The following is a 21,966-nucleotide window of genomic DNA, read 5'->3' as shown; positions in this document are numbered from 1 at the left end:
GGCGCGCTATGTTGAGAAGGGGCGTAATAAGCCTGCAATGCGTTCAAAAAATAGACAAGACTTTACTCTGGTCTCAGACATGGATTTCTGAAGGGGTCAGAACCGGGTAGGGCAGGCATGTTTCAGCGCTGACTTAGCGTGTTGAGGAAGACGATTGCTTTAAAGGCAAGGTCTGCTTTAAGCGAAAAGCGCACCAGGCCCAGGGGCTCGACTGGCTTTATCAGAGCGAAGAAGTTTCTCATCACGCAGACTGGTCGCAACAGGCTGGAGTTAAAGCATCAGGATACGCCGGTGTAACGGTGACAAACGGCTTCAGGCTGAACCACGCTAAGCAAAAATATTGCTCTCCCTGGCCGCAGGAGAGCAACAGGCTCAGGCAATCAATATTGCCCGAATATCATTAACGTTGGTTAATGTCGGACCGGTTACCAGCAAATCATCAAGGGCGTGAAAGTAGCTGTAACTGTCATGTCTGTCCAGGTAATCAACCGCATTCAGGCCGCTGATTTTGCCGCGCGTTAGCGTGTCGGGGAAGATCATCGCGCCCGCGGCATCCTCCGTGCCGTCAATACCATCACTGTCGCCGGCTACTGCCCAGATACCGTTTTCACCCTGCAATGCGCAGGCAAGGCTGAGCAAAAACTCGGTGTTGCGCCCGCCTTTTCCTGGCTGACCTTTGTTGACCGTCACGGTAGTTTCACCGCCCGACAACAGCACAGCAGGACCGGAAACCGGATGACCATACTGCTTCACCGACCTGGCGATACCGGCCATGACCACGGCCACTTCACGGCTTTCACCCTCTATCGCATCACCCAGAATCAGTGGCGTAAGTCCATGCTTGCGCGCAGCTACCGCCGCCGCCTGCAACGCCAGCGCAGGGGTAGCGATCAGCCTGACTTCACTGTTCGCTGCGTTTTTCAACGGGCTGGCCGGCTGGTTTAGCAGGTCGCGAACAGGGTCGGGGATCGCGATGGCGTAGCGCTGCAGAACCCGGAGCGCATCATGCGGCATACTGCTATCGGCCACGGTGGGGCCAGACGCTACGTCTGCCGGATTATCCCCCGGCACATCACTGATAATCAGTGACAGGATACGTGCCGGTTGCGCCAGCACCGCCAGCTTGCCGCCTTTCACCGCGGAGAGATGACGACGTACCAGATTCATCTCTTTGATGCTGGCGCCACTATGTAGCAGAGACCGGGTGATTTTCTGCTTATCTGCCAGCGTTAATCCCGGCGCGGGCAGCGCCATCAGCGCAGACCCTCCACCGGAGATCAGCGCCAGCACCAGATCATCGGGTGTTAACCCACGCAGCGTCTCTACAATCAGCATTGCGGCCGTTTCGCTCATGGCATCCGACACGGGATGCGCCGCCTCGATAATGCGGATGCGACCCGCGGGCACCGCGTGACCATAACGCGTCACGACCACGCCTGACAGATCCACATCCGGCCAGGCCGCATCTACCGCTGCCGCCATCGCTGCTGAGGCTTTACCGGCACCGATCACCACGCAACGGCCGCGTGGCTTTTCCGGCAGATTCGGAGGGATCACCGGTCCGGCGCGGGCGCTGTCGACAGCCTGCTGAAAGATATCCTGCATGATCGCTGCGGCCTGTTCATTTTTCATGGTTATGCGGTCTCGGCAATGTCGGCTTTGGCTTCGATAAATTGCACCACGGCGCGGGTGACGTCAGCGGTACTGGCGGTGCCGCCGATATCTGGCGTCAGAATGCCTTTTTTACACACGTATTCGATGCCTTCCATGATCAGCGCCGCGGCGTCGCGTTCGCCCAGATGTTCAAGCATCTGCACGGCGGTCCAGAAGGTCGCAACCGGATTAGCAATGCCTTTGCCGGTGATATCGAAGGCTGAACCATGGATCGGTTCGAACATGGAAGGGAAGCGGCGTTCCGGATCGATATTTGCGGTAGGCGCCACGCCCAGACTGCCTGCCAGCGCACCGGCCAGATCAGACAGAATATCGGCATGCAGGTTGGTGGCGACGATGGTATCCAGCGTCTGCGGATGCAGCGTCATACGGTGCGTCATGGCATCGACCAGCATCTTGTCCCACTGCACATCCGGGAACTCCAGCGCTACCTCAGCGGCAATTTCATCCCACATCACCATACCGTGACGCTGGGCATTGGATTTGGTCACTACGGTAAGCAGCTTGCGCGGACGTGACTGCGCCAGTCTAAAGGCATAGCGCATAATGCGCGTTACACCCACGCGGGTGAAGATAGCCACTTCGGTACCTACCTCTTCCGGCAAGCCCCGGTGCGCGCGACCGCCGTTGCCGGAGTATTCGCCTTCAGAGTTTTCACGCACGATGACCCAGTCAAGATCGCCCGGACCCCGGTTGCGTAATGGTGAAGTCACGCCCGGCAGGATTTTGGTGGGACGTACATTGGCGTACTGGTCAAAGCCCTGGCAAATTGGCAGACGCAGGCCCCACAGGGTGATATGGTCAGGCACATCGGGTGCACCTACCGCGCCGAAGTAAATAGCGTCGAATTTTTTCAGGGTGTTCAGCCCCTCTTCCGGCATCATCACGCCATGTTTTTTGTAGTAATCCGAACCCCAGTCAAAGGTCTCAATATCAAACCTGAGCTGCGGGTCGCGACGTGTCAGCGCATGCAGCACCTCAACACCTGCTGAAATCACTTCCGGGCCGATACCGTCGGCGGGTATGGCGGCAATTTTGTAGTTACGCATAGTTACTTCTCCAGTTAATGAGTATGAGGATGAGGAATTTCGGCTGCCTGCGGTTTATTCGCTCTGGCAGAAAGGATCAGAACAATCAGAGCTGAGAGCGCCAGCAGTCCGGCGACAAAATAGAGACCCCAGCTGTAGCTGCCGGTTTGCTGACGGATCACGCCAGTCATCATCGGGCCGACAAAACCGCCCAGATTGCCGATGGAGTTGATAGTAGCGATCCCCGCTGCTGCGGCCGGTCCGCTGAGAAACATCGTTGGCATGCTCCACAGTGGCGGTTTCGATGCGCTGATCCCTACGGTGACCAGCGTTAAGGCGATGATCACGGCGAACAGCGTGCTGACGTTACCGGCGTAAATCAGCCCGGCTGCCGCCAGCAGGCAGGCGCCAATCACATGCCAGCTGCGCTCTTTGGTGCGGTCGGAATGACGTGCCCACAGGATCATGGCGATAACGCCGATAACAGCCGGAAAGGCGTTGAGAAAACCAATTTCAAGCGATGATGCACCGAAACTGCGGATGATCTGCGGCGACCATATGCCAAGCGTATACAATCCGGCGGACGTACCGAAATAGACCAGTGCCAGTGCCAGCACGCGCTTATCCGCCAGCCCTCGCCATGCGCTGCTGTGGCTCTGTTTTGACGCACGTGCCAGCTCCTCGGCCTGCATGGTGTTCTCCAGCCAGCTGCGCTCTTCTTCAGTCAGCCATTTGGCTTTGGCCGGACGGTCGGTGAGGAAGAACAACACCACAACGCCGAGCATCAGCGCCGGGGCAGCCTCCAGTACAAACATCCACTGCCAGCCGGCGTAGCCGAGGAAACCATGCATCTCCAGCAGGGCGGCTGAGACAGGCGATCCTAATGCAGTTGAGAGCGGAGCGGCAGCCATGAAGATAGCGGTGACCTGCGCGCGTTTTGCTGCCGGGAACCAGTAGCTGAGATAGAGGATGATGCCCGGGAAGAAACCGGCCTCAGCCACGCCGAGCAGGAAGCGCAGAATGTAGAAGCTGGTTGTGCCCTGTACAAAAGCCATACAGCCAGACACTAAGCCCCATGTGATCATCACGCGAGCGATCCAGATACGGGCGCCGACTTTATGCAGGATTAAGTTGGACGGGACTTCAAAAAGAAAATAGCCGAGGAAGAAAATGCCGGCGCCCAGCCCAAATACGGTGGGCGAAAATCCAAGATCCTGATTCATGGTCAGGGCGGCAAAACCAATGTTCACCCGATCGAGAAATGCAATGAAATACAGCAGCATAATAAAAGGAATGATGCGCAGGGTAACCTTGCGCATAACCTTTTTTTCGAGGTCGTTATTCATTTCAGGATGCTCCACAGTCATGTAGGGTTGTTATCGTTTTGTAATAATCCCAGTATGAAGTTTTGCGCAGCTTTATCATCAGCACTGCTTTATACAAATAATTTGCATAATCAGGTTTGGGTGAAAAAATGGATATAAACCAGTTACGTTGCTTTGCAGTGCTGGGTGATGAACTTCACTTCGGCCGGGCTGCCCAGAAACTTGAAATGATGCCTGCGTCACTCAGCCGTTTCATAAAATTGCTTGAAGAGGATTTGGGGATAAGACTGCTGAACCGATCAACCAGAAATGTGTCACTGACGCCTGAAGGGGCAGCGTTTTTGAATGAGGCCAAAGCCGTTATTGCTGATTTCGATGCGCTGCGGCTGCGGTACCGTAAAAAAACACTATCGCAGAAAAGGACGCTACGGATCGGTGCTATTGACAGCGCAGCAAGAGGATTACTACCAGAGCTGATTAATCTTTTCGTCAGGCGGTTTCCTGATGCGGATATTCATATTACTGAAGATAAAACCCACAGCCTTATCCCCCGACTCCTTTCCGGGTGGCTGGATGTAATCTTTGTACGTCCGCCTGAACAGGTTGACGTAACGCTGACAACGCGATTTATCGCGAATGAAACCTGCGTGCTCGCCGTTCCTGCCCATCACCGGCTGGTGAGTCACAGTGAAGTCAGTATCGATGATTTTCGTAATGAGCCTGTTATCGTGCCTGAAAGGCGCACCCGGCCGCACAGTCACGATCTGACGATGAATGTCTTTAAAGCTGGCGGCTGCGTACCCGTTATTGCGCAGTATGCCGAAGAGAAACAGACCATCCTGAGTTTTGTTGCAGCCGGTCTGGGCATTGCTCTGGTGCCATCATCCTATAAGAATATGAATACAGACGGCGTGAAATACCTCGCTCTTTCTCCAGTGAAGAATGTGGAAGGGCTTCCGCTGAGTGCGATGTGGCATCAGGGAAATAATAATATGTATGTTAAGGCTCTGCTGGATATGCTTGCTGACAATATCGAAAAACTTACTTATAACCTGTAACTGATTACAGCACGCCTGTGACTCATACCGTCTGTAAAGGACATATCCCGATGATTAAGAAACGCTTCAGGAATAACGCGTTTAGCGATATTTGTTATGTCCGCTACTGGCACGAAGCGGACTGGCGCTGCTCATAGTGCAGGGAGAGTAGGGAGGTAGCCAGCCGGTCAAACGAGCCAAAGGGCGGCGAGACTTTACTCTGGTAGCTGACATGGATTATGCGATGCCTGAGGGCTTCAGAGGCGCGTAGGGGCTGCTGCTCGCTGGAGCAACAGCCATAATGATATCAGTGGGAAAGATGACTTTATGGATAGATGCCACGCTCTTTCCGGGCGATCAGAATACGCTCGCAGGCGACAGCGTAGGCAGCGGTTCGCAGCGTCACTTTTAATGTCTGCGATTTTTGCCAGACGGCCAGCAGCGCCTGCTCCATGATGTGATCCAGCCGGATATTGATCTCATCTTCGCTCCAGAAGAAACTCGAAAAATCCTGCACCCATTCAAAGTAGCTCACCGTCACGCCGCCAGCGTTGCAAATCACATCCGGCACCACCGTAATATTACGCTCACGAAGAATATCGTCAGCAACCGGTAGCGTCGGCCCGTTGGCGCCTTCGAGCACCAGCCTACAACGCAACTTTCCTGCGCGTTCGGCGGTGATCTGCCCTTCAAGCGCGGCGGGAATGAGAATATCGTAGTCGTAACCCCAGAACGCGTCGTGGTTGACTGCCGTCGCCCCCTTGAAACCTGAAATCGAGCCATTTTGTCTCTGCCATTCTGTCAGCGCGGGAATATCAATGCCGTCAGGGTGGTAAAGCGTGGCGCTGTGATCCTGCACTGCCGTAATCAGGGAGCCTGCTTCGGCAAATAACCCTGCTGCCACGCTACCGACATTGCCAAAGCCTTGTATGGCTATACGACAGTTCTCCAGCGGCAGGCCAATTCGCAAGGCCATTACCCGCCCTGTCACAAACACACCCCGGCCGGTTGCTTTAACGCGCCCCAGAGAACCGCCCAGATGAACAGGCTTGCCGGTCACAACGCCCGTGCTGGTCGCGCCCGTATTCATAGACCAGGTATCCATCATCCATGCCATAACCTGTGGATTGGTGCCCACATCCGGGGCCGGAATGTCCTGTTGAGGTCCGATAATCGTTCCGATCTCGCTGGTGTAGCGTCGGGTCAGCCTTTCCAGCTCTTTCAGAGAAAGTTCACGCGGATCAACCCGGATGCCGCCTTTCGCGCCGCCAAAAGGCAGATTGAGCGCCGCGCATTTCACTGTCATCCATGCAGACAACGCCATGACTTCTTCCAGCGTGACGTCAGGATGATAGCGCACGCCTCCTTTTCCAGGTCCTCGGGACAGATTGTGCTGCACGCGATAGCCTTCAAAGTGACGGACGCTGCCGTCATCCATTTCCAGCGGAATATCAACGATCAGCGCGCGCTTAGGATGGCGTAATGTATCAGCCCAGCGCGACACCTCGCCGAGATAAGGCAGTACACGCTCAACCTGCGACAGATAGGTTTTCCAGGGAGAATTGTTATCTGCTGAAACATAGGAAAGTGCACTCATTATTTCACCTTTAAATTAGCCACAGGACGCGTGCAGCGTTATGCAGCGCGCAGGCAGGCCTCACGGTAGACGTGATAATAAAAGAGAGAGAAAAGAAGCCACCCTCAGGCGGCCGGGATTATTTTACTTTGTACGACTCAAGGGAAAATTCATTCGCCGTGGCGAACCCGCGTAATCCACCGACAAGTACGGACAGAAGCTGGGTGCCGACCTGTTTTTCAGTCAGGCCGACCGTATTTAACAGATCAAATATCTCACGCGGATCAAACAGGATATTCCAGAGAAACACAGCCTTGTCGCCAATATCAGGCAGGTCCATCTCTTCCATTGATTCACGCAGGGCGGGGCGCAGGGCCTCGGCCTGTACCAGAAGATACTCTGCGCCTTCCCATAAGCGCTCCAGATAGCCGCGGCGGTTACGCATCGGCACCATGGCGGCGCCGCGCTCCCGAACCAGCTTTATCCAGTAACGGCTGACCTTTTCCAGCTTCAGCAGCCCGCTACAGCTCTGCTTCTGGCTGTAATCCAGCAACAGCTGTCCCACCTCCTGACGATAGGTATTCAGCACCTCTTCTACCGACGTAAACTGACGATAGGCAGTAGCCACGGAAACGCCGGCTTCGGCGGCAATTTCCGTCATGCTTATCGGATTTTCTGAACGCTCGAATAATCTGGCCGCAGCCTGAATAAGATTCTTGCGGTTTCTTTCGGTATCACTGCGCATCGGTTTTCCCGTCATGGTGGATTCAGTGTCCTTTGGCACCTGTCGTTATTTTAAACTGGCAAGTCCACGCTTCAGGCGGCGTATCCCTTCGCTGATGGCCTCACTGCTGGCCGCATAGGAAAGGCGTAAGTGGCCTTCCCCGGCTAAGCCAAACTCACTGCCAGGCCGCACGGCGATCCCCTGTTCACGTAACAGGGCCACCATATCTATAGCCGGAATGGGCAAAGAATAAGACGGGAAACAGTAAAAAGCACCCTCTGGTTTATTCAGCGTCAGCTCAGGAATGGTTTCCAGTCCCTGCATCATCAACAGACGGCGCTCCCGATAGACATCGTACATACGTTTAACGTCATCCTTGCACTCGGTAAGGGCCACCAGCGCCGCACGTTGCACCGCGCTGTTGACCGAACCATTGACGGTATTATGCACGCGAGCGGCGGCCGCGATCATCTCCGCCGGGCCAGCAAGATAACCTACGCGCCAGCCGGTCATCGCATAACTTTTGGAAAAAGTTTGACAGAACAGCGTTCGTCCGGCAAAAGCAGGACGCTGCAAAACCGATGTAAAGGGGCGGTCAGTGAACACCAGATCGCTGTAAGCCTCATCCGCAATAACCAGCGTATCGTGACGGTTGACCAGCTTGCCCAGCGCTTCAATCTCTTCACGGCTATGTACAATGCCGGTCGGATTGCCAGGGTTACAGAAAACAAAGAGTTTCGCCCCTTCAAGCGCCTTATCAAGCCGCTCAGAATCCCAGTGTAAATCGCTACGGCAGGGCATTGGCACGCAAATACCGCCAGCCATATTCACCAGGTCGGCATATAAGGAATAGGTCGGATCGGGAATGACCACGCGATCGCCAGGATTGACAATCGAAAGAATCGCCGCAGCCAGGCCTGCCGTACCACCGTGCGTAACCAGCACTTCGCCCGCTTTTACCGGATTACCGCTTTGTGCAGAAACCTCTTCCGCCAGCGCCTGACACAGGGCTTTATCACCCAGCAAGGGCGCATAATGGGTAAATCCATTCTGTAGCGCATCCACTGCTGCCTGAATAATGCGCGGCGGCGTATCAAAGTCGGGTTCGCCCATTGCCAGAGAGATCATATCGGCGGATGAAGCAGGCTGCTGTACCCGCATAGAAGACCGCTCAACGCGCAGAACAGCCTCGGATGATGTAAAAAGTCTGGGAGTCATAGTTCACCTTTTTGATGAGATCCACGCTCGGCTGCACAATCGGCAGGGGCATTTTTCCAGCGGCTTACTTCGATATCCGCTGAGACGTCGCGCAGGAAAGTCGGCGCCACGATCAGTTCTTCAATCACCGTGCGCGGCGGCAGGCCTGCGCAGAGCAAAATGGCTTCGGCGACGTCTTCTGGCTGCACCATACGATCGCGGATAGCCTGTGTGGGCGGGCTGGCTCGATTATCCATAATCGGCGTATTCACCTCGCCGGGGAGAATGCAGGTCGCGCGGATCCCGTCATTGCGAAAGGTGTTATGCAGATAGGTCATAAAATTACGGGCCGCGGCTTTAGCGGCACCATAGGCAGCGCCGCCTAACAGGTTAGGCCGCAACGCCGCCAGTGAAGAGACGGTGATGATCGTACCGTTTTTGCGAGCCAGCATGGCCGGCAGCAGCGCCTGAGTCAGCAGGAATACCGCTTTCATATTGACGTCCTGAACCTGATCCCACTCTTCTTCTTCTATCCAGCGCGCGTTCAGCGTCTTGCTGGCGCTGCCCGCATTGTTCACCAGAATATCAACGCCGCCCAGTTCCTTATTCGTCCAGGCGACGAGTGCGCTGATCTCTTCCTTTTTACTGATGTCGACTGCACACGCCCATACTTCGCCTCCCTCTTTTCGCAGCGTTTCAGCCACGCCGTCCAGCACGGACTGCCGGCGGCCGACTAAGATGACGCGCGCACCCCGTGCGACAAATCCCGCCGCTGCTGCTTTACCGATGCCGCTGCCGGCACCCGTGACCATCACCACTTTTCCTGTTAACTGATCCATGCTCTAGCCCCTTTTCAGTTCCGCTATCTTCACGCCGTAGTCGCGCAACGCACCGGCTTCGGTAATGTAGCCCTCCTGGAGATCCCACAGGATGGCCTGTTTATCGCGTTCAGCGACGGGCATTTTTCCCCCGCCGCCCGGCATCTGAATCGTGATCTCATCGCCAGGCATGACGTCGTGACGGCCCACGGGTTTAGCCAGCGACTCGCCATTGATCGCGACATAGTTCGGCGCGCCTGCCGACGCGCCCAGAACGCCTTCGGCGGCGTGCTTCTGTCGCGAATAAAACATGCTGTGGGAAAGGGGATGTCTGCTGGTGTTGCGGATCACCATTCTCTGCGCCACGCCGCCTCGATAGCGACCGGCGCCACCTGAGTCCGGCACAATCGCTTTTTGCAAGAAGAGCAGAGGGGTGGCCGCCTCAATCAGCTCAACGGGCGTAGACGACATATTGCCCGGAAAGCCGGTTACGATACCGTCTGCAGAAGGACGTGCGCCGGTTCCGCCGTTGACGCAGAGGCTCTCTACAAAGCGACGTCCGTCGTCAAACTGTCCGGCAAACACGTCACAGGTAACGGGCGCGCTACCGGAATGGCCCATCACCCTTTCAGGCATGATGTCGGAAAGCGCAGTAAAAATCGCAGCGTGCGCCATATGACCTACGCGGTTGCGCATCTCCACGGCACAGGGCGGGCGGGCGTTGGCGATAGAGCCTTCTGGTGCGGTGACGGTAATGGATCTGAAGCAGCCTTCATTATTGGGGAGGTGCGGTTCAAGCAGGCACTTCAGCGGATAAACGCTGTAGGCATAGGTGAAAGACATCGGGCAGTTGCTGCCAAACAGCGACTCGGCTGACGAGCCTGCATAATCAATGGTGATATTGCTGCCCTCAACGATGACCGCGACATGCAGATGAATATCGCCTTCGTAATCACCGATATCGACTGCCGCTTCGTAGCGCCCGTCCGGCACTGCTTCAATGGCTTTGCGCATGGCATGTTCAGTCAGGGCGTGGATTTTCTCAGCCAGCGGCGTGACGGACTCCAGTTGCAGGTCATTCATCAGACCCAGCAGGCCGTTAGCGCCAATCTGATTGGCAGCAAGCATGGCGTGCAAATCGCCTTCAACCTGATCGGGAGCGCGCACGTTGGCAAGGAACAGATCCAGCAGTTGCTGATTGACCTGACCTTCAATCATCAGCTTGCTCGGCGGGATAAGGAAACCCTCTTCGAACATATCGCGTGAGGAGCCCATGTTTAACGAGCCGCCAATATCAGACATATGCGCCGCTGCGCCGGTAAAGGCAACCAGCGTCCCGTCACGAAAGACCGGCGTCACGACCGTGACGTCATTCAAATGCCCTGTGCCCAGCCACGGATCGTTGGTGATCAGGCTGTCGCCCGGTTTTAGCGTCTCGGCTGGAAATTTAGCCAGCAGATGACGCACCGTTGCAGGCAGCGTGCCGATAAACACCGGGACGCTGGTTTTTGGCTGCGCAAGCGAGCTGCCGCTGGCGTCCATCAGCAGACACGAATAGTCGCCCACTTCGCGAATAATGCTGGAGAAAGCCATATTGACCAGCGTCGCGGCCGCCTCTTCAGAAATGCTGACCAGACGATCCCAGACGATACGCAGGCTAACAGGGTCGTCCAGGAAACGCAGGTTGTCAGGGGTTGCAACAGTCATTAGTTCAGCTCCATCAAAATATTGCCTTGTTCATCCAGCTGCGCGGAGGCGCCTGGTCCGACATAAATCGCACACTCTTTTTCCTGAAGTAACGCCGGCCCCTGAACTGCTTCGCCAGCGATCAGCAAACTGCGCGGGATCACGCGGCACGCGCTAAATCCTTGCTCACGGCCCAGGTAGACCTGAAGACTTTTTTCACAGGCGTCAGGCTCGGGGTGACGAAGCTGGTCAGTGGTGTTGAGCTTAGGCGGAGGCGTCTGCACGCGACCGCGCCAGCTCACCACCTCAACGCCCTGGCCGGGCAGGGTGCGGCCAAAGCGAGCCAGATGAGCCGCTTCAAACGCGTCGACGAGCGCCTGTACGTCACCCTCAGTAAGAAATGTCTCTGGTAATGTGACCGTCAGCTCAGACCCCTGGCCGATATAGCGTACGCCGGCTAATTTCTGTTTTATAACGCTCTCTGGCTCCGCACCGGCTGCCGCCAGCGTGGTAAAGGCTTCATCAAAACCCTCCGCGAACAACGCGCTGACACGCGCGACATCGAGGCCTGGCAGCAAACGACAGCGATCGCTGCGCACAAAATCCGCGCTGGGCGGCGCCGTCAGCAGGCCAAATGCGGAATAAACGCCAGCGCCGTTAGGAAAATAAACCCGCTGCACATTCAGCTGCCTTGCCAGCGACCAGGCGTGGCTGGGACCGGCACCGCCAAAGGCCAGCATCGTCATTTGAGACGGGCTGACATTCTTTTCAACCGAGTGCGTGCGCAGCGCTTCGGACATTTTACTGTTCGCCACTTCATGAATGCCCCAGGCCGCATCTTCAATGCTCAGCCCCAGCGGCTCTGCCACCCGCCGGATCGCCTGGCGGGCTGCCTCGACGTCAAGGCGCATGCGACCGCCGAGAAAGGCGTCGGGATCCAGCAAGCCAAGCACCAGGTTGGCATCCGTTACCGTGGGTTGCGTGCCGCCACGGCCATAACAGGCAGGTCCGGGCCAGGCGCTGGCGCTTTCCGGCCCGATTTCCAGCAGGCCAAGTGAGTCGACGCGTGCGATACTGCCGCCGCCTGCGCCAATTTCGATCATGTCCACCACCGGCAACTTTACCGGTAAGCCGCTGCCCTTCAACAACCGGTCGGCACGTCCCACCTCATAATCGGTGGTAATCGAGGGTTCCCCGTCGCGCACCACGCAGGCTTTGGCCGTGGTGCCGCCCATATCGAACGCCAGCACCTGATGCGTCTGGTTTCTCCGTGCAAACGCCGCCGTCGCGACAATACCGCCCGCAGGACCGGATTCGATGATGCGCGTTGGATAGTCTGCTGCCACCTGCGGCGCCATTAAGCCCCCGTTCGAGCCCATAACCAGCCAGTCGCAGGTGAAGCCGCCTTCACGCAACCTGGACTCCAGGCGCGCCATATAACGCCTGGCCTTGGGTTGCACAAAGGCATTCATTGCCGTCAGGACGCCGCGGTCGTACTCACGGATCTCACGCGACACCTTATGGGATACGGAAATGGAAACGCCGGGCAGCTCACGGCTCAGGATCGCTTCAATCTGGTTTTCATGGTCAGGCCAGGCGTAAGCGTGCATGCAAAGGACCGCAACGGCTTCATACTGCTTTTCGCGAAGTTCCGCGGCCAGCTGAAAAACGTCAGCTTCATTGAGCGGCGTCACGACGTCGCCGCGGGCAGTGACGCGCTCGGTAATCTCATAGGCGTGCGAACGAGGCAGCAAAGGCTGCGCCGGCGCGCCGTTAAGGTCGTAGATGTCGTAGCGGTATTCGCGCCCAAGCACCAGCACATCGCGAAAGCCGCGCGTCACGACCAGCGCGGTTTTTGCGCCGCGTCGTTCCAGCAGGGCATTAATCGCGAGCGTCGTGCCATGCGTGATGGTATGAATATCATTCGCTTTCAACCCGGCCAGCTCGACCAGCTGCGTCAGCCCGGTATAAGCCCCTTCAGACGGATCTTTGGGCGTGGTGAGCGTTTTATGACGGATGGCTTCACCCGTCATGTCATTTAACAGCACCAGATCGGTAAAGGTGCCGCCAATATCAAACCCTATCCGCCAGGGAGACGCGTTTTTCATAGAGACCTCGAAATCAGGAGAATTTGCTTAAATCCCGCTACGGCTACTCGTCACAAAGCGGTTTGCCTGCGGTTTCTTTCAGATAAAAGGCGCTAATCAGGGTAAGGAGGGCCGTCAACATCACCATATAGCTTGGAATACTGGCCATGCCCGTCAGTCCGATCAGCCACGTCATTAGTAACGGGGCGGAGCCGCCGAAAATGACCGTCGAGAGGTTAAAACCGATGCTATAGGCGCTGTAGCGGACGTTAGTGGGAAACATTTCTGCCAGCGTTGCCTGAATAACGGCAGCATGTCCTGCAAAGGCGAAGGCAAGCAGAACGGCCGACATACAGGCCAGCGGCATCATGCCCAGGGTAAGCAGCCAAAAACACGGCCATGCCAGAACGGCCATGGCAATCGCCGAAGCCATCAGCAGAGGCTTGCGCCCAAGACGATCCGACAGCCATGCCATCAACGGAATGGCGCCGATGATAGTCAGCAGTCCGCAAGCGGTGACCAGAAGGCTCTGGATCTGCTGAAAGTGCATTACCTTATTGAGGTAAGTTGGCATATAGACGAAAAGAATGTAGTAACCAGGGCCATTGACTGCCGGCAGCGTGATGGCCAGGCCGATCGCCTTTAAATGGCGTTTTGATGTCAGGACTTCTTTAAGAGGATTACGCACCACGCGTTTGCTGGATTTCACCATCTGAAAATGAGGCGTATCTTCGATGCGGGTGCGGATATAGACGCCGATTAACGCCATGGGGATAGCAAGCAGGAACGGCACGCGCCATACCCAGCTGTTTATAGCGCTGACGCCGAAAACATTAATCAGTCCGCTGATCAATAAACTGCCGAACAGCAAGGCGACAAAGGACCCCATGACCAGAGGGGACATAACAACCGCACGGCGATGATCCTCCGCATATTCCGCCACGAAGGAGCCTGCGCCTGAAACTTCTCCGCCTGCGGAAAAGCCCTGAACGATGCGAAGCAATATCAGCAGCGCGGGCGCCGCCCAGCCGATACTCGCATAGGTCGGCAGTAACCCAATGGCTGCGGTCGCAAGGGAAATCATCAGCAGCAAGATAGCCAGCAGTTTCTGACGGCCTATTCTGTCACCCAGATAACCACAAATGACGCCGCCAAACGGGCGAACGAAAAAACTGACGGTGAATCCTACGTAGGTCAGCATCAGCCCGGCGTCGGTGGTACTCATGTCGCTGGCTGAAAAAACCAGCACCAGAGAGCTGACGAGCAGGCCATAGATGCCGTAGTCGTACCATTCAACAAACGAACCCACGCCGCCTGCAAGCGACGCGCGGCGTACAACGTTGTTTTTTGTCGTTCCATCCTTCGGCAAAGCATAATCCATTGTAACCGCATGTGATTTCGTCATTGTTTTGCCCTGAAAAGTGGTTGATTAAGTCCGGTTTGCGGCAGGTCAGACCTGGAATAGCGTCCTACTGATATTTACCGGTCACTTCCGCCGTCATTTCCGCTTCCCGACGCGCGACTTCCTGTACCGCAGCAAGGACGGCTTCCGCTCGCCAGAAGGGAATGATGATGACGCCATCTTCATCACCCACCACGATATCTCCGGCGCTGCATACCACGCCGCCAATCGCGACAGGCTCGCCAATGACGCCAGGCCCGTTTTTAAAAGGCCCAGCTGGCGTTGTGCCACGACAAAAGGTCGGCAGGCCTGTGGATTCGATCACTTTGCGATCGCGGATGGCCCCGTCAATAACCTGTGCTACCGCGCCTGCATGCTGAAATCGCTGTGTAAGCTGTTCGCCGACCAGCGCACGGTCGATATGACCAAGCCCATTAATCATCATGACGTCGCCGGGCTGAATGTAATCAAGGGATTTGATGACGGCCGCGTTATCGCCCGCCGTGACCAGAACGGGAAACGCAAAACCCACAAAGGCCGTGTTGCTGCTGACAGGAATGATGCCTGCATCACACATATTTAACCTTTCCATGGCGTCGCCAATATTTGCAACGGGAAATTCAGCGAAAGCTGAAAGCCATTTTTTTTCTGGGCGTTTCCAGGATGATGAAATACGCACGTCAGCGGTTTCTAATGACATATCGGGTATCCTTCAAATGAAAATTGATTATCAACTGAGAATCTTTTATCATTTTAAAAATTACATTTGCAACACTTTTTTTACCAGAAATTCGGCTTCTAAAAATATCTTCTTCAGAAGTGGAACAGGCTGTTTTGCGATTATATTTATTTTATCTATATGATTATATTGTGTTTTTTTGTTTGTGGGTAACGTGGGGTGGTTACAGGGTTATAACGCGATGTCTAAACATATCGTTTTCATATGTTAAATTTTGATGTAAAGCACAAAATTAGTGCGTCAGAGTAAATTAAATGGATCTTCATCACAATTATGGTGCAATCAGGTGGAGGAAAAATAATTGTGATTTAAAAGCCCATCAATTACAGCGGCTTTAAAAATGGCGTTGGTTTTCAATGCACCCTATTTGTGCACTCGAAAAGGGCATTAGATTCTTGTTGGAATTAATCTGAATCTGAGGAAATGATATGCAGCAAAAAGAAGTCAAGGCAGTCACTGTTCATGAAGCACATGACGTCCGCTGTGAAAACCATGTGGTGGAATGGAGCGATGAAGAGGTGTTGTTAAAAGTCGAACGCGGCGGTATTTGCGGTTCGGACATTCATTATTACCTTCACGGACGCGCAGGAATGTCTGTTCTAAAGGCGCCTATGGTTCTTGGGCATGAGCTGATCGGAATCGTCGAATACGCGCCCGCCACGAGCGGTCTGTTAGCAGGCCAGCGCGTAGCGGTTAATCCCTCAAGACCCTGCAGAAAATGTCAGCTCTGCGAACAGGGACACCAGAACCTGTGCCGCTCAATGCGTTTTATGGGCAGCGCGCAATTCTTCCCACATGTGAATGGCGGATTTGCACAGTACGTTGCGCTCGATCCGCAGCAGTGCGTACCCTGTCAGCCCGATGCCGATCCAAAACGGCTGGTATTCGCCGAACCCCTGGCCGTGTGTATACATGCGGTACGGCAGGCGGGCGATCTGGTCGGCAAACGCGTGCTGGTGACGGGCGCGGGGCCTATCGGCTCTCTTGTCATCGCAGCGGCCCTGGCTTCAGGTGCGTCCGAGGTTATCGCAACCGATATCAGCGAACGCTGTCGGCATCTCGCGCTCGCCATGGGGGCCACAGCGGCGATCGATCCGCGCGATGAGCACCAGGCGCGTCTATGGCGGGAGGAGGGCGGCTATTTCGATGTCTGCTTCGAGGCATCAGGCGCGGCTGCGGCGATCTCGTCGGCAGTGAGCTTTGTGCGTCCTGCCGGAACGATAGTACAGCTCGGAATGGGAGCGGCCAGTGTCGATTATCCTGTAGGCAGCCTGCTGGTGAAAGAGATTCAGCTAAAAGGATCATTCCGGTTTGTGGATGAGTTCAACATTGCGGTTAACTGGCTGGAAAATCGCAAAATAGATCCGTTCCCTCTTTTGTCGGCAGAAGTCGGCATTCATGAAGCTGCGCAGGCTTTTGAGATGGCCGCCGATAAAGCGCGCTATGCAAAAATTCAGATCGTGTTCTGAATAGTGGTCACAGAACAGGGGCGGGCCGGCAGGAGCGTGGGCCGGCTTCTTCGATGAAAGAGAATAATGCAGCATTCAGTCAGGCCGCGTGGCCCTGACTGAAAAGGGGGTTTTCATTACACAGCCGCCAGCATGCCGCCATCAACAAAAATAAGATGCCCGTTGATAAAATCAGATGCCCGGGATGAGAGAAACACCGCAGCGCCAATCAGTTCTTCGGGATTTCCCCAGCGCGCGGCTGGCGTTCGCTTGCATAACCATTCGCTGAAGGCTTTATCCTGCACAAGAGGTTCTGTCAGCGGCGTTCTGAAATAGCCAGGCGCAATGCCATTAACCTGAATGTTATGCCTGGCCAGCTCTACGCACATCCCGCGCGTCAGCATTTTTACCGCGCCCTTGGATGCCGCGTAAGGCGTGATGGTATCGCGCCCCAGCTCGCTCTGCATGGAACAAATATTGATGATTTTCCCTGCTCGCCGCTCTGTCATCCGCCGGGCGACAGCCTGAGAAACCAGAAATACGCCGGTCTGATTGACAGCCATAATGTCATTCCAGTCATCAAGGGGAAATTCGGTAAAGGGATGACGCCGCTGAATGCCGGCATTATTGATCAGGATATCTATCGGCCCCAGGGTGTTCTCTATATGGTTGATGCCGGCTTGCACTTCAGCGGCATTCGCCACGTCAAACAAAGCAACATGAACGGTGAATCCCTCTTCATGAAGCGTGCTGGCGGCTTTTTCGGCTCGCTCAGCATGAGTTCCGTTAATGATGATTTCTGCACCATGCTGAGCCAGACCTCGTGCCAGGATAAAGCCTATTCCCTGTGAAGCGCCGGTAATTAATACTCTCTTTTGGGTAATATCAAAAAGTTCACTCATTTTAAAATCCTGTAGGTAGTCGTCGCGGCTTGCTAATGCTTGTCATGTTGATCAACAGGGTTCTTCATAGCGGCCCTTTAAGTTGGCCCGGCAGTGTTTTCCCGGTAAAAAAAGCGTCTACATTCGCGATAACGCTTTCGCTCATTTTCTGACGCGTCTCATGCGTTGCGCTCCCCACATGTGGCTGTAACACGACATTATCCAGCGCCAGCCATGCGTCTGAGACGTAAGGTTCATTAGCAAATACGTCCAGTGCTGCTCCGGCGATTTTATTGCTCCGCAAAGCATCAATTAATACCGGCTCATCTACCATTGAGCCTCGGGCAATATTTATCAGCCAGGCATGTGCTGGCATGGCGGCAATGACGTCTGAATTGATAAGGTTTTTTGTATGCGCGCCGCCTGAGGCTGCAATCACCAGAAAATCACTGTCCTGCGCCAGGCTCAGCAAATTTGCCTGCCAGGTATAAGGTAGTGCCTCTTTCTCGGTTCGGCTGTTATAGCTAATTTGCATGTCGAACGCGAGCGCACGTCTGGCAATGGCCTGTCCAATGTTTCCCATACCCACGATGCCGAGGCGCTTGCCGCTAACCTGGCTTCCCAGCGGCGGCGCTTCACTTTCCCAGGCTCTGCTGCGAACGAACCGATCACCCTGACAGAGCTTTCGCGCCCCACTCAGCATCAGACCCATTGCCATATCAGCGACGTCGCTGGTTAAAATGTCAGAAGTAATAGTAACGGCAATATCATGTTGCCGTGTATAAGTCAGGTCAATTGCATCTGTCCCTACGCCGAATACCGCTATCAGCCCTAAGGAAGGAAGCTTTTCCAGTATTTCTGTTTTAACACCCGTGTCTCCACGCGTGATGATAGCCCTGAACTGATGTCCCGTTGCATTTAGAAAGCCCACAGCATCGGACTCTTCATATAACTTACAGACATTATAAGCATTTATAAGATTTTCATATAAAGCGTCCATCACAGGCGCAATTAACAGTACAGATGTTTTTTCAGCGTAAGGCATTTCAATCCCTTTCTGTAAGTTGGCATCATGGGTATAAGGTCAGATGTATGCGTTTTACTAAACAAAAATGAAATAAAATTCTCAAGTGAGAATGTTTTATCATTTATGGTGCGAGGTTTGCAACTCATTTATTCTGTTTCAGAAGGAATGTGATTTTAGGAAAAATACTTTTCTATCAATGGGTTGAGTGGATTGCCAGGAGCTTAATATGCGGTTTATAAAAGGACGTAAACCTGGTTTCTCTTTAAACAGGGGTGTAAAGTGTGAAGTGATTCATATAAAAGAGAGTCAAATTTTTCCCGCATCAGAGAGTCAGCGTACGGTCGCTTTTGCTATAAAAACCTGATGTCGAATGATGTCTTGCCAGGCGACGCTGGTTAAGGGGGAAAAGTGCGTCGCTATCAGCGAAAAGTGCAGAGATGTCGTTAATATTTATATTTTTTCTTGAGCGTCATAAGAGGGAATGACTTTATGAATCTGGCTGGATCCTGGATAGCGGGGTGGGTTTCGTTTTACCAGGCAATCTTGACTGACGGTTGTGCCATGCCAATAGGGAATGAACCTGGCAAGGCACTGAGTAAAGGGCGTAATCTGCATGCGTTTTATAGAGCGTTTTAAACATCAATGTCCACGGTGAGTAAAAACGGACACGAGTTCAGAAATCTTATTCATACTCACTAGTCTCTTTAATCATAGTGAGTGGCTCGCTCAGTTGGGTCATTGTGACTGAGCCAGCAGCGAGGCAAATAAAATGCGGTAGGGTTTGAGGCGCGCGGCCATACAGGAAAAGAGCAGCCGGCAAGGGTGCCTAATCAGATGATGAATATTACGTGCGTGGCGGGGAAAATTGGCGTTCCGGGCCTCTGTGTCACCGACGATCCGGGCGGCCATGAAAAATCGGCGAAGCAGGGATCGCTGAGCCTTAAGTTTGGTCCTGGATGGTCGAAGGCGTAGTCCTTTCATACCGGACAGACGCCGGTGCTGCGTTATGACCGTCAGTGGATGATCGCGCTTGTCCATTGCAAAGATCGTTAACGCGCAAGTGATCCCGCTGGAAGAGGCCGCTCAGGGATACGCGCAATTCGATGCTGGCATTGCAGCGAAATATATTCCGGATCCTCACGACATGCTCAGGTAAGTAAAACAAATATTCATCGATGCAAGTCGGCGAACATTTCACCGTTTTTATCAGGCGCGCAAAGCCAGACAGGGTCAGGCTAAAGCTGCTTTATAAGTTCTGTACTCTGTCGCATAAGATGCTGACAAGCTGTAATCTGTGGTGTTGCACAGAGTATTTCACAGTGCTTACCCTCCTTATATGAACTTTGTGGCATGATTTTTTTGCACGCGTTCAATCCTCCAGTTAATCCATTTTTCTCACCCCTTAAAAATAACACTCCCTGCTTGATGCTGTGCGAAGAATAAACGTTTTACGATGCATGAACTGTTTTGTGTCAGGAATGACACATAGGTGAAATTATGTTTCAAAGTGATTTTAAATTTATTCTTATATCATTTTTAACATGCTTAAAAGATAAATATGTTTAATATCAATTGCTTATACGATCACCATTTGAATGATAATGATTTTCATAATCAATTGAGAAAATATTTGGTTCTGCTATTGTACTGCCCGAAAGACGCCAGGTCGTTGTTGACATAACGTTCTTTAATGCTCTTCTTTACTTTATTCAATAAAAGCGGAAGAAAGAATTAAAACGTGTGAAGCTAAAGCGAGACATAACCCTACAAAATTGTTTGTACGGATGGTTAATCATATTCCTCGCAATGAAGCTGTATAAATTTTAAGTGCCTTTTTAACTATACAAGGTGAGTTGAGTTTCACATGAAAAAAAAAGTATTTCACGGTGTAGCCTTACGGGCTCTTGCAGTCATCTGCTCAACAATCATCACCCATCAGGCCATTGCTGACTTACCTCAGCCAGCCAATGATCCTCATGCTCAGATGCATGACGGCGGCAAGGGGGGGAAACATCAATGGGCGCCACCGCCGAAACCTTTTGAAGTTTTACCTGATAATAAAGTGGTCTTCACTATTCGGGCACCGCAGGCGACCCGAGTTGAAGTTCAGGGCGGATGGCCAGGCGGCATCCAGGGTGACAGCCGTGTTGAGCTTACCAAAGGTGAAGACGGCACCTGGAGCACGACAGTAGGTCCGCTGGCCTCTGACATCTGGCATTATCAGTTTATTGTCGATGGTGTAAAAGCTATGCCGGAATTTGGCCGTAAGTCACCGCAGACCGGTCTGGCGACGGATGAATTTGCTGTTCCCGGCGCAAATGCCAATGATTTTACCGCGCAGTCCGCAGCCAGAGGCAGCGTAACCTATACCTCTGTACCCTTCATGGATAGCCAGAAGCGATTTACCGTCTATACACCGCCGGGCTACTTTCAGTCGGACGCGCGTTACCCGGTGCTTTACCTGACGATGGGCGGGGCGCATGACGGCTCACGCGCTAATGAGGACGCGTTCATCTTTAACCTGCTTGACAATATGATCGCAGATAAGCGCATCAAACCGATGATCGTGGTTATTCTCGATCCTGATGCGCCGGGCGGCAGCTCGCTGGGTAATTCCAGCTTCCACGGCGGCGGCAATCAGACCTCTGAAAAATATGTCGAGGCGGCCCAGGCTATCGTTGATAACGTCGTTCCTTTCGTGGATAAGTCTTTCCGCACGCAGGCCGATCGCGAGCATCGTGCCATTGGCGGCTTCTCATCGCCAGGCGCGCAGGGCTTTATGGCGGGCGCGCGAAACCCAGATCTCTTCGCTTCAATCGGCACCTTCAGTGGGGGCTTCCCGACATGGCCTGGGGTCGGCATGCAGATTGAAAGCAAACTACACTATCCGCGTTATACCGGGCCCGATCTTAATCGGGTGCCTGATATGAAGAAACTGGGTGCCTATATTCCGCAGCTCAATGCTAATGCGAATATGAAACTGGTATTTATGAGCGTAGGCAGTGACGAACCGCTGATTCAGACCTTTAACCTGATGAAAAGCTTCCTTGATGAGCGCGGAGTAAAATATCACGCTATTGTTGAACAAGGTGAGATTCACGATGCTCGCAATATCCGTGTCTCTTTACGCAATTTCTTACCACTCCTGTTTAAATAATCGCTATCATCGAACCGGTAATGATAGTGATAAAGGCTGAGTGCAAAAAATAAGCCTGACTAACTAACGTTTTTATAAAATAAATATCAGGCCTGCCCATTCAGGCCTGATAATAATGCTCCATCATTTTTATACCGTTCGCAATGATATGCATTGTTTG

At 53.7% G+C, this 21,966-nt stretch carries 17 protein-coding genes; 4 read left to right on the top strand and 13 right to left on the bottom strand.

Annotation, left to right across the window (positions count from 1 at the left end):
- Positions 1-372: 372 nt before the first annotated feature.
- From BBB56_RS21210 to BBB56_RS21200, 3 genes are read right to left on the bottom strand one after another with little or no spacing between them, the layout of a single operon-like run.
- The gene (locus BBB56_RS21210) at positions 373-1,632 is read right to left on the bottom strand and encodes a glycerate kinase type-2 family protein (protein ID WP_123802903.1); all 1,260 of its coding nucleotides are present in this window, start codon (positions 1,630-1,632) and stop codon (positions 373-375) included.
- 2 nt (positions 1,633-1,634) lie between these two features.
- Positions 1,635-2,723, bottom strand: coding sequence for a tartrate dehydrogenase (locus BBB56_RS21205; RefSeq protein ID WP_123802902.1), 1,089 nt, complete (start codon positions 2,721-2,723; stop codon positions 1,635-1,637).
- A 14-nt stretch (positions 2,724-2,737) separates the two neighbouring features.
- Positions 2,738-4,048: an MFS transporter gene (locus BBB56_RS21200; protein WP_123802901.1), complete on the bottom strand. Its 1,311-nt coding sequence runs from the start codon at positions 4,046-4,048 to the stop codon at positions 2,738-2,740.
- A 128-nt stretch (positions 4,049-4,176) separates the two neighbouring features.
- Between BBB56_RS21200 and BBB56_RS21195 the strand changes: the two genes are divergently transcribed.
- The gene (locus tag BBB56_RS21195; RefSeq protein WP_123802900.1) at positions 4,177-5,085 is read left to right on the top strand and encodes a LysR family transcriptional regulator; all 909 of its coding nucleotides are present in this window, start codon (positions 4,177-4,179) and stop codon (positions 5,083-5,085) included.
- 304 nt (positions 5,086-5,389) lie between these two features.
- Here the strand turns inward: BBB56_RS21195 and BBB56_RS21190 are convergent, their stop codons facing one another.
- From BBB56_RS21190 to BBB56_RS21155, 8 genes are all read right to left on the bottom strand, one after another.
- The gene (locus tag BBB56_RS21190; protein ID WP_123802899.1) at positions 5,390-6,661 is read right to left on the bottom strand and encodes a Glu/Leu/Phe/Val family dehydrogenase; all 1,272 of its coding nucleotides are present in this window, start codon (positions 6,659-6,661) and stop codon (positions 5,390-5,392) included.
- Positions 6,662-6,779: 118 nt separating this feature from the next.
- Entirely contained in the window at positions 6,780-7,385 is a 606-nt protein-coding gene (locus BBB56_RS21185) for a TetR/AcrR family transcriptional regulator (protein ID WP_255420558.1), read from the bottom strand.
- Positions 7,386-7,430: 45 nt separating this feature from the next.
- Positions 7,431-8,582, bottom strand: a complete 1,152-nt coding sequence (locus BBB56_RS21180) for a pyridoxal phosphate-dependent aminotransferase (RefSeq protein ID WP_123802897.1) — start codon at positions 8,580-8,582, stop codon at positions 7,431-7,433.
- Complete coding sequence (locus BBB56_RS21175) at positions 8,579-9,400, bottom strand: SDR family oxidoreductase (protein ID WP_123802896.1); 822 nt, start codon at positions 9,398-9,400, stop codon at positions 8,579-8,581. Before BBB56_RS21175 ends, BBB56_RS21180 begins: the two co-directional genes overlap by 4 nt.
- A gap of 3 nt (positions 9,401-9,403) precedes the next feature.
- Entirely contained in the window at positions 9,404-11,086 is a 1,683-nt protein-coding gene (locus BBB56_RS21170) for a hydantoinase B/oxoprolinase family protein (RefSeq protein ID WP_123802895.1), read from the bottom strand.
- A complete protein-coding gene (locus BBB56_RS21165) occupies positions 11,086-13,173 on the bottom strand; it encodes a hydantoinase/oxoprolinase family protein (RefSeq protein WP_123802894.1) in 2,088 nt (695 codons plus the stop codon). Before BBB56_RS21165 ends, BBB56_RS21170 begins: the two co-directional genes overlap by 1 nt.
- A gap of 43 nt (positions 13,174-13,216) precedes the next feature.
- Positions 13,217-14,557, bottom strand: coding sequence for an MFS transporter (locus BBB56_RS21160; RefSeq protein ID WP_123802893.1), 1,341 nt, complete (start codon positions 14,555-14,557; stop codon positions 13,217-13,219).
- Positions 14,558-14,621: 64 nt separating this feature from the next.
- A complete protein-coding gene (locus BBB56_RS21155; RefSeq protein WP_123802892.1) occupies positions 14,622-15,254 on the bottom strand; it encodes an RraA family protein in 633 nt (210 codons plus the stop codon).
- A 467-nt stretch (positions 15,255-15,721) separates the two neighbouring features.
- On the opposite strand from BBB56_RS21155, the gene idnD reads away from it, so the two are divergent.
- Positions 15,722-16,762 (top strand): L-idonate 5-dehydrogenase, encoded by a 1,041-nt coding sequence (gene idnD / locus BBB56_RS21150; protein WP_123802891.1) that lies wholly within the window; start codon positions 15,722-15,724, stop codon positions 16,760-16,762.
- Between the two features lie 116 nt (positions 16,763-16,878).
- Here the strand turns inward: idnD and idnO are convergent, their stop codons facing one another.
- Together idnO and BBB56_RS21140 are read right to left on the bottom strand one after the other, a co-directional pair.
- Complete coding sequence (gene idnO / locus BBB56_RS21145; protein ID WP_123802890.1) at positions 16,879-17,643, bottom strand: gluconate 5-dehydrogenase; 765 nt, start codon at positions 17,641-17,643, stop codon at positions 16,879-16,881.
- Positions 17,644-17,707: 64 nt separating this feature from the next.
- Entirely contained in the window at positions 17,708-18,667 is a 960-nt protein-coding gene (locus tag BBB56_RS21140) for a 2-hydroxyacid dehydrogenase (RefSeq protein WP_123802889.1), read from the bottom strand.
- A gap of 816 nt (positions 18,668-19,483) precedes the next feature.
- Between BBB56_RS21140 and BBB56_RS23850 the strand changes: the two genes are divergently transcribed.
- Positions 19,484-19,621: a hypothetical protein gene (locus tag BBB56_RS23850; protein WP_233593080.1), complete on the top strand. Its 138-nt coding sequence runs from the start codon at positions 19,484-19,486 to the stop codon at positions 19,619-19,621.
- A gap of 892 nt (positions 19,622-20,513) precedes the next feature.
- Positions 20,514-21,806 carry an esterase gene (locus BBB56_RS21130; RefSeq protein ID WP_123802888.1) on the top strand — a complete coding sequence of 431 codons (1,293 nt, stop codon included), beginning with the start codon at positions 20,514-20,516 and terminating at the stop codon, positions 21,804-21,806.
- Positions 21,807-21,966: the final 160 nt, after the last annotated feature.

This window comes from Candidatus Pantoea deserta (genome assembly GCF_003813865.1).
GTDB classification, from domain to species: Bacteria; Pseudomonadota; Gammaproteobacteria; order Enterobacterales; family Enterobacteriaceae; genus Pantoea; species Pantoea deserta.
Note: the sequence above shows the minus strand (reverse complement) of the source record. Positions and strands in the feature narration are given on the sequence as shown.